General features: G+C 69.7%; 15 protein-coding genes. 4 read left to right on the top strand and 11 right to left on the bottom strand.

Annotation, left to right across the window (positions count from 1 at the left end; genetic code table 11):
* Nucleotides 1-82 precede the first annotated feature (82 nt).
* Entirely contained in the window at nucleotides 83-1,366 is a 1,284-nt protein-coding gene (locus ACFYWS_RS15335) for an aspartate aminotransferase family protein (protein ID WP_389275291.1), read from the bottom strand.
* Between the two features lie 190 nt (nucleotides 1,367-1,556).
* On the bottom strand, nucleotides 1,557-1,808 hold the full coding sequence (locus ACFYWS_RS15330) for a helix-turn-helix domain-containing protein (protein ID WP_389275288.1): 252 nt from the start codon (nucleotides 1,806-1,808) through the stop codon (nucleotides 1,557-1,559).
* A gap of 63 nt (nucleotides 1,809-1,871) precedes the next feature.
* On the opposite strand from ACFYWS_RS15330, the gene map reads away from it, so the two are divergent.
* Nucleotides 1,872-2,639, top strand: a complete 768-nt coding sequence (map, locus tag ACFYWS_RS15325; RefSeq protein WP_389275285.1) for a type I methionyl aminopeptidase — start codon at nucleotides 1,872-1,874, stop codon at nucleotides 2,637-2,639.
* 472 nt (nucleotides 2,640-3,111) lie between these two features.
* Here the strand turns inward: map and ggt are convergent, their stop codons facing one another.
* Nucleotides 3,112-4,923, bottom strand: a complete 1,812-nt coding sequence (ggt, locus tag ACFYWS_RS15320; protein ID WP_389275282.1) for a gamma-glutamyltransferase — start codon at nucleotides 4,921-4,923, stop codon at nucleotides 3,112-3,114.
* Nucleotides 4,924-5,026: 103 nt separating this feature from the next.
* On the opposite strand from ggt, the gene ACFYWS_RS15315 reads away from it, so the two are divergent.
* The gene (locus ACFYWS_RS15315; RefSeq protein ID WP_389275279.1) at nucleotides 5,027-5,794 is read left to right on the top strand and encodes a hypothetical protein; all 768 of its coding nucleotides are present in this window, start codon (nucleotides 5,027-5,029) and stop codon (nucleotides 5,792-5,794) included.
* A 194-nt stretch (nucleotides 5,795-5,988) separates the two neighbouring features.
* Here ACFYWS_RS15315 and ACFYWS_RS15310 read toward each other — a convergent pair whose 3' ends face one another.
* The 5 genes from ACFYWS_RS15310 to ACFYWS_RS15290 form a co-directional block, all read right to left on the bottom strand.
* The gene (locus ACFYWS_RS15310) at nucleotides 5,989-6,858 is read right to left on the bottom strand and encodes an amino acid ABC transporter permease (protein WP_389275276.1); all 870 of its coding nucleotides are present in this window, start codon (nucleotides 6,856-6,858) and stop codon (nucleotides 5,989-5,991) included.
* Nucleotides 6,855-7,499: an amino acid ABC transporter permease gene (locus ACFYWS_RS15305; RefSeq protein WP_389275273.1), complete on the bottom strand. Its 645-nt coding sequence runs from the start codon at nucleotides 7,497-7,499 to the stop codon at nucleotides 6,855-6,857. Before ACFYWS_RS15305 ends, ACFYWS_RS15310 begins: the two co-directional genes overlap by 4 nt.
* An 11-nt stretch (nucleotides 7,500-7,510) precedes the next feature.
* Nucleotides 7,511-8,422 carry a glutamate ABC transporter substrate-binding protein gene (locus ACFYWS_RS15300; RefSeq protein ID WP_389275270.1) on the bottom strand — a complete coding sequence of 304 codons (912 nt, stop codon included), beginning with the start codon at nucleotides 8,420-8,422 and terminating at the stop codon, nucleotides 7,511-7,513.
* 20 nt (nucleotides 8,423-8,442) lie between these two features.
* Complete coding sequence (locus ACFYWS_RS15295; RefSeq protein ID WP_389275267.1) at nucleotides 8,443-9,186, bottom strand: amino acid ABC transporter ATP-binding protein; 744 nt, start codon at nucleotides 9,184-9,186, stop codon at nucleotides 8,443-8,445.
* 134 nt (nucleotides 9,187-9,320) lie between these two features.
* A complete protein-coding gene (locus tag ACFYWS_RS15290) occupies nucleotides 9,321-9,770 on the bottom strand; it encodes a DUF6278 family protein (protein WP_326021675.1) in 450 nt (149 codons plus the stop codon).
* Nucleotides 9,771-9,914: 144 nt separating this feature from the next.
* On the opposite strand from ACFYWS_RS15290, the gene ACFYWS_RS15285 reads away from it, so the two are divergent.
* Nucleotides 9,915-11,729, top strand: coding sequence for an SGNH/GDSL hydrolase family protein (locus tag ACFYWS_RS15285; RefSeq protein ID WP_389275264.1), 1,815 nt, complete (start codon nucleotides 9,915-9,917; stop codon nucleotides 11,727-11,729).
* Here ACFYWS_RS15285 and ACFYWS_RS15280 read toward each other — a convergent pair.
* Nucleotides 11,719-12,390, bottom strand: coding sequence for a class I SAM-dependent methyltransferase (locus ACFYWS_RS15280; protein WP_389275262.1), 672 nt, complete (start codon nucleotides 12,388-12,390; stop codon nucleotides 11,719-11,721). The two genes, ACFYWS_RS15285 and ACFYWS_RS15280, sit on opposite strands and share 11 nt — an antisense overlap.
* Before the next feature lie 54 nt (nucleotides 12,391-12,444).
* Entirely contained in the window at nucleotides 12,445-13,224 is a 780-nt protein-coding gene (locus tag ACFYWS_RS15275) for an exodeoxyribonuclease III (protein ID WP_389275259.1), read from the bottom strand.
* 97 nt (nucleotides 13,225-13,321) lie between these two features.
* Here ACFYWS_RS15275 and ACFYWS_RS15270 point away from each other — a divergent pair, with 97 nt between their 5' ends.
* On the top strand, nucleotides 13,322-13,897 hold the full coding sequence (locus ACFYWS_RS15270) for an isochorismatase family protein (RefSeq protein ID WP_389275257.1): 576 nt from the start codon (nucleotides 13,322-13,324) through the stop codon (nucleotides 13,895-13,897).
* Between the two features lie 7 nt (nucleotides 13,898-13,904).
* Here ACFYWS_RS15270 and ACFYWS_RS15265 read toward each other — a convergent pair whose 3' ends face one another.
* On the bottom strand, nucleotides 13,905-14,540 hold the full coding sequence (locus ACFYWS_RS15265) for an MBL fold metallo-hydrolase (RefSeq protein WP_389275254.1): 636 nt from the start codon (nucleotides 14,538-14,540) through the stop codon (nucleotides 13,905-13,907).
* Between the last annotated feature and the right edge of the window lie 41 nt (nucleotides 14,541-14,581).

Below are 14,581 nucleotides of genomic sequence, written 5' to 3'. Positions count from 1 at the left end.
TGCGGAGGCCTCCGTTCAGTTCAAGCCCCGCCGGCGATTGAGGCGCGGGGTCCGGGGCGGAGCCCCGCGACCGAAACCACTCCTAGGCCGCACCATGCAACGCCCGTTCCAGAATCCCGGCCCCCTCCTCCGCCTCCGCCACCGTCAAGGTCATCGGCGGAGCGATCCGCAGCACACTCGAATCGTGCCCACCCCCCTTGCCGATCAACAGCCCTTGCGCGCGGCAGGACTCGATGACCTGCGCCGCGTCGGGACCCGGCCCCTCCAGTTCGACGCCGATCATCAGGCCACGCCCCCGCACCTCGCGCACACCGGGCGCACACGCGGCGATCGCGCGCAGGCGCTCGATGAGGAGTCCGCCGACCCGCCGTGCGTTGCCCGGGAGGTCGTGTTCCAGGAGGTACGTGAGGTTGGCGAGGCCCGCCGACATGGTGATCGGGGAGCCGCCGAAGGTCGAAATGGAGTTGGCGTCAAGGCAGTTCATGACGTCGGCGCCGGCGACGACGCCGCCGATCGACATGCCGTTGCCGATGCCCTTGGCGAAGGTCAGGATGTCCGGCGGGCCTGATCGCGCGTGTGCCTGCCAGCCCCAGAAGTGCTCGCCGGTGCGGCCCCAGCCGGTCTGCACCTCGTCCGAGATCCACAGGATGCCGTGCTCGCGCAGGACGTCGCGGAAGGCGGCGTACAGGCCGTCGGGCGGGGAGGTGAAGCCGCCGACGCCCTGGATGGGTTCGGCGATGAGCGCCGCGACGTTGCCGCGGGTCTGGCCGAGCATGTCCCGCAGGTCCGCGACGCAGGCGTCGATGAACTCGGCGTCGGACAGATGGGCGTAGGGGCCTCGGCCGCGCACGCCTCCGTGCACGTACAGCGTCTGCAGCGGGGACAGGCTCGTCGGCGACCAGCCCTTGTTGCCGGTGATGCCGACGGTGGAGAACGAGCGGCCGTGGTAGCTGTTGCGCATCGCCAGGATCTGGTTCGAGCGGCGGTACGTGGTGGCGAGCAGCAGCGCCGTGTCGTTGGCCTCGGTGCCCGACGTGGTGAAGAAGACGCGGGCGTCCGGGATGCCCGACAACTGGGCGACGCGCTCGGCGAGTTCGACCATCGGCCGGTTCAGATAGAGCGTCGACGAGTGGACGATGCGGGAGGCCTGCTCGCTGATCGCCTTCGTGACCTCGGGCAGGGCGTGCGCGGTCATCGTGGTGAGGATGCCGCCGAAGAAGTCGAGGTACTTGTTGCCCTCGGCGTCCCAGACGTACCGGCCCTCGCCGTGCGTGAGCTCGATCGGGTCGTCGTAGTACAGGGCCAGCCAGTCCGGCAGGACATCGCGGTGCCGGTCGTGCAGAGAGGCTCGGGGAGGGGTGGTCATCGGCAGCACTCCTTCTTCCTTACGTCTCTACGTCTCTACGCAGGCACGTCCCTGCCTAGCGGCCTCTACGCACGTAGAGCAGCCGTAGAGGGACGAACGTAAGCCTCACAGGAGGGCTTGCCAAGACCATCGTCGGCAACCCGCTGGATCGGGGCGGCCCCGGCACCCGTGCGGGTGATGGTCCGACGTGTCAGGCGGGCACCGGTGCGCAGTGCGTCATCAGCTCGTCCAAGGAAAGCCCCAGCTCCCGGGCGAGCGCGGCGACCGTGAAGAAGGCCGGGGTGGGCGCCCGGCCCGTCTCGATCTTGCGCAGCGTCTCGACGGAGAGGCCCGCGCCCGCGGCCACCTCCGTCATGCTGCGACCGCACCGCGCCTCGCGCAGCAGCCGGCCGAGGTGTTCGCCGCGCTCGCGCTCTTCGGGGGTCAAGGGGGTTCGGACCATGTCCCCATGCTACCCGAGGCCCCAATTTCTGTACCGGATTTAAATACCGGTATAGTAATTGGCATGGTGGAACTCAAGACGGACACATCGATCGAAGCGATGCGGGAAGCGGGGCGGGTCGTGGGCGACGCGCTCAGCGCGGTACGGGAGCACGCGGCCGTGGGCGTGAGCCTGCTGGAGCTCGACGAGGTGGCGCGTGAGGTGCTGCGCGAGGCGGGGGCGACGTCCCCCTTCCTCGGCTACCGGCCGAGCTTCGCCCCCGCGCCCTTCCCCGCGGTCATCTGCGCGTCCGTGAACGACGCGATCGTGCACGGCATCCCGACCACGTACCGGCTGCGGGACGGGGACCTGGTGTCGATCGACACCGGGGCGGAGCTGGGCGGCTGGGCCGGGGACTCCGCGATCAGCTTTACGGTCGGCAGGGCGCGGCCGGAGGACGTACGGCTGGTCGAGACGGCCGAGCGGGCGCTCGCCGCGGGGATCGGGGCGGCGGTCGTCGGCAACCGGATCGGGGACATCGCGCACGCGATCGGGACGGTGTGCCGGGAGGCCGGGTATGGGATCCCGGAGGGCTTCGGCGGGCACGGCATCGGGCGCCGCATGCACGAGGACCCGTCCGTGCCGAACGAGGGGCGGCCGGGCAGGGGGATGCGGTTGCGCCACGGCATGGCGCTGGCCATCGAGCCCATGGTCATCGGCGGCGGTGGGGACGGCTACCACGAGGCGCCCGACGGCTGGACCCTCCGCACGAACGACGGCTCCCGGGCCGCCCACGCGGAGCACTCCGTGGCGATCACGGAGGCCGGCCCGCGTGTCTTGACGGCCCGCTAGGCCCCGCCGAAACGGGGTTGCACCCTCGGGGCTCCGCCCCGGACCCCGCTGCTCAATCGCCGCAGGGGCTTGATCGGGCAGCACCACATCAAGCCCCGCCGGCGATTGAGGCGCAGGGCGCGGGGCGGACCCCCGATCCTTCCAGCCCCGCCGACGTTCGAGGCACGGCGCACGGGGCGGAGCGCCGACCTTTCCAGCCCCGCCGACGATTGAGACACGGCGCACGAGGCAGAACCCCGATCCTTCCAGCCCCGCCGACGTTCGAGACACGGCGCACCGGGCGGAGCCCCGACCCTTCCAGCCCCGCCGACGATTGAGACACGGCGCACGAGGCAGAACCCCGACCCTTCCAGCCCCGCCGACGTTCGAGACACGGCGCACGGGGCAGAAGCCCGATCCTTCCAGCCCCGCCGGCGATTGAGGCGCGGGGGCCGGGGCGGAGCCCCGAGGCGTAGGGCCGGACGACCGTCGGCTACTTGCCGGAGGAAACCACCATCGCCGAACCCCCACCCCGCCGAACCCTCTCCGCCGCCGCAAGCCACTTCCCGCCCGGCAACCGCTGGACGGCCGTCGCCGCTCCGATCTCCGGGTTCTCCTTGAAGGAGTGGCCGATGGCCTCCAGGTCCTCCCGCAAACCGCTGCCGTACAGGCCCGGTTCCAGCTCCGTCTGCGCCGCGTTGCGCTGACTCGCCCTCGGCGCCGCGATCGCGTCGACCAGCGGCAGGTCACGGTCGAGGAAACCCGTCAACGTCTGCAACACCGTGGTGATGATGGTGGCGCCGCCGGGTGAACCGAGCGCCACCACCGGCTTGCCCGCCTTGTCGAGCACGATCGTCGGCGAGATCGACGAGCGCGGGCGCTTGCCGGGACCCGGCAGGTTCGGGTCGTGCACCTCGGCGCTCGCGGGCGCGAACGAGAAGTCCGTCAGCTCGTTGTTGAGCAGGAAGCCGCGCCCCGGCACGGTGATACCGCTGCCGCCGGTCGTCTCGATGGTGAGGGTGTAGGAGACGACGTTGCCCCACTTGTCGGCCGCGGTGAGGTGCGTGGTGTTCTCACCCTCGTACGTCGTGGGCGCCGCCTTGTCCCCGGCCTTGCCGCACGTGCCGGGGTGCCGCGGATCTCCGGGCGCGAGCGGGCTCTTGAGCACCGCGTCGTCCTTGATGAGGCACTCGCGGGAGTCGGCGAACCGCTGCGACAGCAGCCCCTTCGTCGGTACGTCCTCGAATGCCGGGTCGCCCACCCAGCGCCCCCGGTCGGCGAAGGCCACGCGGCTCGCCTCGATGAAGCGGTGCAGGTACCGGACGTCGGACGCCTTCGACAGGTCGGTGTTCTCAAGGATGTTGAGCGCCTCGCCGACACTCGTGCCACCGGACGAGGACGGCGCCATGGAGTAGACGCCGAGGCCGCGGTACGAGGTCCGGGTCGGCGCCTGGAGCTTGGTGCCGTAGGCCGCGAGGTCCTTCGCCGACAGCTTTCCGGGGCGCGCGTTGTAGCCCGAACCCGGGTCCACCGGTGGCTTGTTGACTGTCTTCACGACGTCCTTGCCGATGTCGCCGCGGTACAGCGCCCCGACCCCGTCCCGGCCCAGTTGCTGGTATGTGCGTGCCAGGTCCGGGTTCTTGAACGTCGAGCCGACCGCCGGGAGCTTCCCGCCCGGAAGGAAGAGCTTCGCGGTGTCGGGGAAGTTGCGGAACCGGGTCTCGTTCGACGCGGTCTGCGAGCGGAACGTGTCGTCGACGGTGAACCCGTCGTTCGCCAGCCTCGTCGCGGGCTTCAGGGCCGAGCCGAGGGAGCGACTCCCCCACGCGTCGAGTGCGGACTGCCAGGTCGCCGGCGTGCCGGGCGTTCCCACGCTCAGGCCGCTGGTGACCGCGTCGTTGAAGGCGAGCGGTTTGCCGTTCTCCAGGAAGAGGTCGGAGCCGGCCGTCAGCGGCGCCGTCTCGCGGCCGTCGATCGTGTGCACCTTGCGGGACTTGGCGTCGTAGTAGACGAAGTAGCCGCCGCCACCGACCCCGGCCGAGTACGGCTCGGTCACTCCGAGGGCTGCCGCGGTGGCGACGGCGGCGTCCACCGCGTTGCCCCCGCGCTTCAGTACCTCGATACCGGCCGCTGAGGCGTCCTTGTCGACGCTCGCCACGGCGCCACCGGAGCCGACCGCGACCGGTTCCTTCACAGTCGAAGCGGGCGTGGGCGAACCGGACGAAGGCGGAGCCGCGGCGCCTACGGCCACCATGCTGCCAAGTGCGGCGAAGACCGACAGATTCCGCACAACTGAACGTCTCATCAGTACCTCCGGTCAACAGGCGTCAGCGCAGCGTAACTTGATCGGTCCGCGCCGTCAGGACCCCCTCGAACCCCGGTCGAACATCCCGCTAGAGTGCGCCCCCATGACTGAAGACGTGCGCAACATCGTCCTCGGCCTGATCGCGGCGGGCATCAGCGCCTCGCTGGGCTGGCTGGCCCGCACCTACCTGTGGCGGCGCAAGCTCCGCCGCAAGCAGGCCTTCTTCGGGCTGCCCGACAACTCCGAGTCGCTGCTCGTCGTGAACCGCGACGCGGGCGGCCCCGAGCTGACGGTGAAGCGCCACGACGTCTTCGCCCTCCTGGAACTCTCCGCGCTCATCAAGGACTGCAACGCGCACGCCCAGGTCGTCGCCCACGACACCGCGCAGCAGGGCTTCGGGGAGCGCACTGAGTTCTGTGTCGGAGGACCAGCCTCCAATCGCCGCATGGCCGCGCACATGGTCAGCCTGCTGCCCGGCATCCGGGTCAACACGGACCCCGAGCCGGGCCCGGACCGCGGCGCCTTCCAGATCGGCTCCGAGCGCTACCGTCTGGAGCCGAGCAGAACCGAGTACGTACTCCTGGCCCGCCTGACCGCCGGTCCCGCCACTCCTGAGGCGAGACCGGTCTTCTTGTTCTGCGGGCAGTTGCCGATCACGAACCAGGCCGCCACGCGCTATCTCGCCCGCCACCACGAGCGGCTCGCCCGCAAGCACGGCAACAACTCCTTCGTCCTGCTTTTGAAGGTCGTGAACTCCGGGGCGTACGGGCCGGACGTCGTCGAGGTGGTCGCCGATGTCACGAAGGCGGCGGAGACCCCGCTGCCCGCCGCGCCCGCCACTGGCAGCCGGGCCGCGCACCGCGCCAAATAGGCCGCGAAACCAAGGAGAGCGGTACCCCCGCCGCGTACGAATGCGACAAGGGCCCGCTCATCCTCGGCAAGCAGGCACGTCCCGACCGGCACGCGGCAGCTGACCTTCTTCTCACGAACTTGGCGAACCTCAGCTACGCGAGCAGTGATCTCCGGCTACCGCTGGGCGGGGACGGGCCGATGCTTTCGTTTCGGCTACTGCGTACCTGGCAGCAGCGTCCCTGGCTCGGCCGGGGCGACGTCAGCCGCCTCCGTCTTGGGGTTGCGCCGCTGACGCTTGGCCACCCACTGGGCGAACCAGGACAGCACCATGCACATCCCGATGTAGATCGGCGAGATCACCATCACCACCGGGATGAAGGGCAAATCGTAGTCGAGGTTGGAAGCGATCAGTTTTCCGGCGTGGAGGAACTCCTCGTAGGTGATGAGATACCCGAGCGACGTGTCCTTCAGCGCCACCACCAACTGGCTGATGATGGCGGGCAGCATGGCCCGCACTGCCTGAGGGACGAGCACATGCGTCATGACCTGCGTCTTGCGCATGCCCAGCGCGTACGCCGCCTCGCGCTGCCCGCGCTCCACCGAGTTGATGCCCGAACGGAACACCTCGGCGAGCACGGAGCCGTTGTAGAGCGTCAGGCCCGCGACGAGCGCGGCCAGCGGCTCCATTTTCAGGGCCACGTAGATGAAGAAGATCATCACCAGGACCGGCATGGCGCGGAAGAACTCGACGAGCAGCGTCGCGATCCAGCGCACCGGCTTGTGGTCGGAGAGCCGCCCCACGGCCAGGAGTGTGCCGAGCACGAGCGACAGGACGGCCGCCATGGCGAAGGCCTTGAGCGTGTTGCCAAGCCCGCGAAGGAGCAGCTCCTGGATGCCCGTGTATTCGAAGGGCATCCACTTCGTGTACGTGAACTGGTCGGTGTCGAAGAGGAGGTACAGGATCCAGCCGACCAGGACGAGCACGATGAGCGTCGACAGGGCGCCGTACATCTTGTGCCGGCGTTCGGTCTTCGGGCCCGGGATGTCGTAGAGGGCGGTGGCGTCGTGCCGCAGGGCCTTCATCGGGCGAACCCCCAGCGCTTCTCGAGGAAGTTGAACAGGGCGCTGATGGCGAGCGTGATGATCAGGTATCCGATCGCGATCCAGACGAAGGTCCAGATGATGTTGTAGCCGAGCTCGCTGAGCGTCTTGTAGGTGCCGAGCAGCTCGACGACGCTGAAGGCGCCCGCGATCGCGGAGTTCTTGGCGAGCGCGATGAGCGTGGAGCCGATCGGCGGGATCACGGACCGGAAGGCCTGCGGCAGGATCACATGGGTCAGGGTCTGGCCGAACGTCATGCCGAGGCTGCGGGCCGCCTCGCCCTGCCCCTTGGGCACCGTGTTGATGCCGGAGCGCACCGCTTCGCAGATGAACGCCGAGGTGTAGCAGCCGAGCGCGAGGATCGCGAAGACGGTGAAGGGCAGTACGAGCCCGAATCGCGGGAGGCCGAGCAGCACCGCGAAGAACAGCAGCGTCAGCGGGGTGTTGCGCAGCACGGCGACCCACGCGGTGCCGAAGGCCCGGAAGGATCCGACGGGTGCGACCCGGAAGGATGCCATGAGGAAGCCGAGCACCAGCGCCAGGATCGACGCGAAGACGGTGAGCTCGACGGTGCCGAGGAAGCCTTTCCAGTACAGCTCGATGTTGTCGGTCAGGACATTCATGGGACGCCTCCTCAGTTCGCCGGATAGCGGTCGATGGCGGGCGGTTTCGGGGCCGGCTCTCCGGACAGGCCGAGCGTCGCCTCGTACGCCTTCTTCCAGTCGCCGTCCTTCTGGCGGGCCTCGAGCGCGTCGTTGATGGCGAACCGCAGCGCGTTGTCCTTCTTCGGGACGCCGATGCCGTACGGCTCCTCGGAGAACGGCTTGCCGACGAGCTTCATCTCCTCCGGCACCTTGGCCGCGTAGCCGAGCAGGATCGCGTCGTCGGTGGTGACCGCGTCGACCTGGTAGGTCAGCAGGTTGTCGACGCAGATCGAGTACGTGTCGTACGCGACGAGCTCGGCCTTCGGGTAGTCGGCCTTGATGCGCTGGTACGGGGTGGAGCCGGCCGCGGAGCAGACGCGCTTGCCGGCGAGGTCGTCGGGGCCCTTGATGTCCTTCTCGTCGGTGCGCACGAGCAGCGACTGGCCTGCCATGTAGTACGGGCCCGCGAAGCCGACGATCTTCTTGCGGAGATCGTTGATGGTGTAGGTGCCGACGTAGAAGTCGATCTGCGCGTTCTGCAGGGCCGTCTCGCGGTTCGCCGACGCGATGGTCTTGAAGCGGATCTTCTTCGGGTCGAGGCCGAGGGAGGCCGAGACCATCTTGGCGATCTCGATGTCGAAGCCCGAGTACGTGCCGTCCGCGGGGTTCTTCTCTCCGAGGTAGGGCTGGTCCTCCTTGGCGCCGACGATGAAGTGGCCGCGCTTCTGCGCCTTCTTCCACGTCGGGGAGTCGGGCAGCGAGAAGCCCTGGGCGACCTTGTACTGGGGGAGCTCGGCGGCCGATGGTCCCTTGACGGGTGGGCTGCCCTCCTTGCCGCAGGCGGTGGCGGCCAGGGCCGTCACCGCCAGGGCGGCGAGCAGCCGTAGCGACTTGGCGATCATGTGCTGGTGCGCTCCCCCGGTCAGTGCTTCAGGATCTTGGAGAGGAAGTCACGGGCGCGCTCGCTCTCCGGATGGGTGAAGAACTCCTCGGGTTTGCGGTCCTCCACGATCTTTCCGTCCGCCATGAAGACGACGCGGTCGGCCGCGGTGCGCGCGAAGCCCATCTCGTGGGTGACGACGACCATCGTCATGCCGTCGTGCGCGAGCTGCTGCATGACTTCGAGGACCTCGTTGATCATCTCCGGGTCGAGTGCCGAGGTCGGCTCGTCGAAGAGGAGGGCCTTGGGGTCCATGGCGAGTGCGCGGGCGATGGCCACGCGCTGCTGCTGTCCGCCGGACATCTGCGCGGGGAACTTGTCGGCGTGGGCGGCGAGGCCGACCCGGTCGAGGAGTTCACGCGAGCGCTTGTCGGCCTCGTCCTTCTTGCGCTTTCTGACCTTCAGCTGGGCCAGTGAGACGTTCTGGAGCACCGTCTTGTGTGCGAAGAGGTTGAACGACTGGAAGACCATGCCCACTTCGGCGCGCAGTTGTGCGAGCGCCTTCCCCTCCTCGGGGAGCGGCTGTCCGTCGAGGCGGATCACTCCGGACTCGATGGTCTCCAGACGGTTGATCGCCCGGCAGAGTGTCGATTTGCCCGACCCCGAGGGGCCGATGACCACCACCACCTCCCCCTTGCCGACGGTGAGGTCGATGTCCTGGAGGACATGCAGCTCCCCGTAGTACTTGTTCACGTCTCGCAGTTCGATCAACGGATCGACGGCCATCGGCAGTCCCTGCCCACTTTCAGCGGTGTCGGTCCGCGCAAACTATCCACGCTTACATGGGACTTAACAGACGACACGCACTTATGGGCATTAACCGTATTTGAGGCTCAACTACGCGGCGCCACGACCCCGGCCTACGACTCGGCGGCCTCCGCGTAGAACTGGGAAAGCTCGGGCGCTCCGCTCGCCGCCCACTCGTGCCCGGCCTCCACGACGTCGATGTCGCGGCCCGATTCGAGCCGTACCACCGGCTGCCCGTTGTCCCAGATCACCCAGGTGGCGCCCGACACGTGCCGCACCATGACCGAGCCGAGGTAGAGTCCCGCGTCGTTGCCCAGCCAGTGCAGCGTGTCCTCGTCCTCCCGCCAGCGCGGCACGAGTTGGTCGAGAGCCTCCAACGACCGTACCGACTCGTCGAGTTCGACCCCCGCGTCATCGGCCTGGGAACGCAACAGCTCGCACTCGGAGAGGAGTTCGACGAGACCGCTCTCGCTCTCGTCGCCGTCGTCGCCGGTCGGGAACACGGCGACACCGTGGGCCGGACCGTCCTTCTTGCGCCAGTGAGCCGCGAAAGGGATCTTCATATCGCCCAGATTGGCATCCGAGCACCTGCCCGCACCACAGGCGCGCGGGGGTGGCTCCGCGCGGAGTTCAGGAACCGGACACCTGCCTTTCTCCCCCGTTTACCTCGCGACACATTGACGGGCCATCACCCCGTCCTTAGCTTCATGGCGCAACCACCACGGCGGACACACAAGCGGAGGGAGTCGGTCTTGCGCCGACGCATTTGGGGAGCCGCGTTCATCCTGGCCGTCTGCGCGGGGGTCACCCCTGTCGCCACGGCTCACGCCGCGCCCGCCAGACCCAAGCCGCTCCCTCTGGAGCGGCTCTTCGACAACCGGGCCGTCAGCGACGACACACGGCCCGGCGAAGCGGACTTCGACGGCGCGGGCGGCTCCCTGTCCGCGCAGGACCTCACCGCGGCCGGCTGGACACCCGGCCGCACCATGGAGATCGACAGGTCCCGGCTCACCTGGCCACGGACGGCGGGGTCCGGGCCCGACAACGTACGGGCGAACGGGCAGTCCGTGCGGGTGAGCGGGCGCGGGGACGCGCTCGCCTTCCTGGTCGCCGGGACCGGCGGCGACGCGGCAGGGACCGGCGTCGTGCGGTACGCGGACGGCTCCCGCTCGACGTACCGGCTCAGCGCGCCGGACTGGCGTACCGGGCCGCTCGCCACGAAGTCGGTGGCGCTGCCGCACCGGAACACGCCGTACGGCCAAGTCGCCGAGAAGACACGGCTGTACGCGGTGACCGTGCCGGTGCGCAAGGGCCGCCAGATCTCCTCCGTCGACCTGCCGAGGCCGAGCGGCGGGGCGCTGCACGTCTTCGGCATGTCCGTGCGCGCGGCGACGTCCGGGTGGACCGGCAGCTGGTCGGCCTCGCCCGCCGGATACACCGCGGTGGGGCCGTGGGCCGACCGCACCATCCGGCTCGTCGTGCACACGAGCACGGGCGGGCCGAAGGTCCGCATCCGCCTGGAGAACACCTTCGCCGCGACCCCGGTACGGGTCGGGAGCGCGTCGGTGGCGGTGCAGGGGGCGGGGGCATCGACGCTCGGGAAGCCGGTGCCGCTGACGTTCCGGGGCTCCTCCGGCACTCAACTCCCCGCCGGTGGGCAGGCGTTCAGTGACCCGGTGGACTTCGACGTACCGGAGAACACCAATCTTCTCGTCAGCTTCCATCTGCCCGAGCCCGTCACCGCGGCGCCCGTCCACAGCCAGGCCATCCAGCGCAGCTACGTGAGCACGACGGGCGATCACGCCACGGAGGCGGACGGCTCCTCGTACAGCTCGACGATCTCGTACTGGCCGCTGCTCACCGGCGTCGACGTGGGCGGTGGTCCCGGCTCCGTCGTGCTGCTCGGCGACTCCATCACGGATGGCGTGAAGTCGACACTGGACGCGAACCACCGCTGGCCGAACGTGCTCGCGACGCGGCTCCTCGCGCAGTCGAAGGTGCCGCACTACGGCGTCCTCAACGAGGGCATCTCCGCGAACCGGGTCGTCGCCGACCGCTACCCGGGCGACGGACTCTCCACCGACACGGGCGGCGTGAGCGCGCTGCACCGGCTCGACCGCGACGTGTTCGCGCAGACCTCGGCGAAGACGGTCGTCGTGTTCCAGGGCGTGAACGACGTGCGCTGGGGCGCGAGCGCCGAACAGGTCGAGGCGGGCCTGCGGGAGATCGTGGCGCGGGCGCACGCGCGGGGCCTCAAGGTGATCGGGGCGACCATCACGCCGTGCGAGGGCGAGGCCCTGTGCACGGCGGCCGCCAACGAGCAGCGGGAGGCCGTCAACTCCTTTGTGCGCAGCCCCGGTTCGGGCTTCGACGGCTACCTCGACTTCGACGCCGTGCTCCGCGACCCGGCCCGCCCGGCGCGGATGCTCCCCGCGTACGACAGCGGGGACCATCTGCACCCCGGCGACCCGGGTCTGAAGGCGCTGGCCGACTCGATCGACCTGGACGTGCTCAGGCCGTAGCGTCGTCCGGCTTGCGGGCGATCAGGACGGCCTGCCGGCCCTGGGTCGCCCGCTCGTAGTCCTCGGGCTCGCGGATCAGCTGGGCCTCCACCGGGAGGCCTGCCTGGTCCACGAGCCCGGCGACGTGCTCCGGGTCCAGCCAGTAGACGTCCAGCGAGAGGTCGTGGCCGTAGGCGTGGTCCAGGTGGCGCAGCAGGTCGCCGGCCTTGAAGCCGAGCAGCAGGTAGCCGCCGGGGGCGAGGACGCGGTGGAACTCGGCGAACACCGTCGGCAGCAGCTCGGGCGGCGTGTGCACCGTCGAGTACCAGGCGACGACGCCGCCCAGCGAGCCGTCGGCCAGGTCGAGGGCGGTCATGGTGCCCTCCTCGAACCGCAGGCCGGGGTGGGCACGACGGGCCTCGGCGACCGTCTTCGGCGACAGGTCGATGCCGAACGCGGAAAGCCCCAGGGAGTCCAGATGGGCCGTCACATGTCCGGGCCCGCAGCCGAGGTCGGCCACGGGCCCGGCGTCCGCCCGCCTGACGCGCTCGGCGAAGACGCCGAACACCGCGTGTGCGTACAGGTCCTGCGGGAAGAGCGGGGGCACGATCTCGGCGTAGGCACCGGCGGCGGTGTCGTAGGCCAGTTGGGTCGATGTCAGGTACGTATTCACATCCGTCATGGGCGCCGACGCTAGCGCCCGCCACTGACAATCGAGCCGGTCTCGGCCGCTCCCTCAGACGTCGAGATCCACCACGACGGGTGCGTGGTCCGACGCGCCCTTGCCCTTGCGCTCCTCGCGGTCCACGTAGGCGTCCTTCACCGCGCCGGCGAACGCGGCGTTCCCGTAGACCAGGTCGATGCGCATGCCCTTGTTCTTCGGGAAGCCGAGGGCGCGGTAGTCCCAGTACGTGAAGGGGCGGTCGTACTTGAGGGGGCGCGGCATGACGTCGGTCAGGCCCGTCTCGCGCAGCGCCGTGAGCGCCGCCCGCTCGGCGGGGGTCACATGCGTCGCGCCGTCGAAGAGGGAGATGTCCCACACGTCGTCGTCCGTCGGCGCCACGTTGTAGTCGCCCATCACCGCGAAGGGGCGCGAGGCCGCCGCGTCACCCGCGACCGCCGCCTTCAGGGCCTCGAACCACTGGATCTTGTACGCGTAGTGCGCGTGGTCCACCTCCCGCCCGTTCGGCACGTACACCGACCAGGCGCGGACGCCGCCGCAGGTCGCGGAGACCGCGCGGGGCTCCTCCACGCCGTCGTAGCCGGGGTCGCCCGGCAGACCGAGGACCACGTCCTCCAGGCCCACGCGGGAGAGCAGCGCCACCCCGTTCCACCTGCCGTTCGCGTTCACCGCCGACTCGTAGCCCAGCTCCCGCAGCTCGTCGGCGGGGAACTGCTCCGCCGAGCACTTGGTCTCCTGGATGCACAGCACGTCCGTGCCGCTGCTCTCCAGCCAGGCCAGGAGGCGCGGAAGGCGTGCGGTGATCGAGTTCACGTTCCAGGTAGCAATGCGCATGTCCCACAACCTACCGGGCGGGTCTGACAGTGGCGCCACACCCGCGGTCGACAGGCAATCTTGCAAGTTTTCCTGTTAGACAGTTAGCCTGCCGAACATGACGATCAACACCCCTCTCGACGAGCGTCCCGCCCTCGTCCTCATCGACCTCCAGAACGGCATCCTCGGCCTGCCGACCGTGCACCCCTCCGCCGATGTCCTCAGGAACGGGGCCGAGCTCGCCGAGGCCTTCCGCGCCAAGGGCCTGCCGGTCGTACGCGTGAAGGTCGCCTGGTCGCAGGACGGCGGCGACCTCCCCACGGGCCGCGCCGCCGCGGGCGCCATGACGCAGGCCCCGCCGCCCGCGTTCTCCGAGTTCCCCGACGAGCTCGGCCCGCTCGGCGACGACATCGTCATCACCAAGCGGCACTGGGGCGCCTTCACCGGCACCGAGCTGGACCTCCAGCTGCGCCGCCGCGGCGTCACGCAGATCGTGCTGTGCGGCATCTCGACGTCCATCGGCGTCGAGTCCTCCGCCCGCGCCGCGTGGGAGCTGAGCTACCACCTCGTACTGGTCGACGACGCGACGACCGACACGGACGCCGCGTCCCACGAGCACAGCTTCGGCAAGATCTTCCCGCGCATCGCGGAGATCGGCTCCACGGCCGAGGTCATCGAACTGCTCGGAAAGTAGCGGCAGTTCAGACCTGCGCCGAGCCACCAGGGGTGAGGCGCAGGTGCTCGGTGCCGCCGAGCGCGCCGATCTGGCTGTCGTAGATCGGCCGGGCGAGGTCGGTGAGCAGCGCGTCGTGGATGTCGTACGCGCGGCGCGGCTTGACCTCCCGTACGTAGTCGATCACTTCGGCGATCTTGTTCCAGGGCGCCATGACGGGCAGCATCAGCGTCTCGACCGGGTGGTCGGGGACGGTGAGGGCGTCGCCGGGGTGGAAGACCGTGCCGTCGTCGACGAGATAGCCGACGTTCGTGATGCGCGGGATGTCCGGGTGGATCACCGCGTGCAGCTCGCCGTGCGCCTGGATGTCGAACCCGGCGGCCGTGAACGTGTCGCCGTGGCCCACCGTGTGGACGCGGCCGGGGAACGCCGCCGAGAGCTGCTCCGCGACCGACTTCAGCGTCCAGACGCGCGCCCCGGGGTTGGCTTCCATGGCGGCGCGCAGCCGGCCCTCGTTGAAGTGGTCGGGGTGCTCGTGCGTCACGAGGATCGCGTCGGCGCCGACCGCCGCGTCCTCCTCGGAGAATCCGCCCGGGTCGATGACGAGCGTCTGCCCGTCCTTCTGGAGCCGGACGCAGGCGTGGGTCTTCTTCGTCAGCTTCATACGTCCCATCCTGCGCCCGCCCACGCTCCGTTTCAGCCCCG

The sequence above is a fragment of the Streptomyces sp. NPDC002795 genome (assembly GCF_042888725.1).
In the GTDB taxonomy this organism is placed as follows: domain Bacteria; phylum Actinomycetota; class Actinomycetes; order Streptomycetales; family Streptomycetaceae; genus Streptomyces.
The sequence above is the reverse complement of the archived record's forward strand: the minus strand, read 5'-3'. Positions and strand labels throughout refer to the sequence as shown.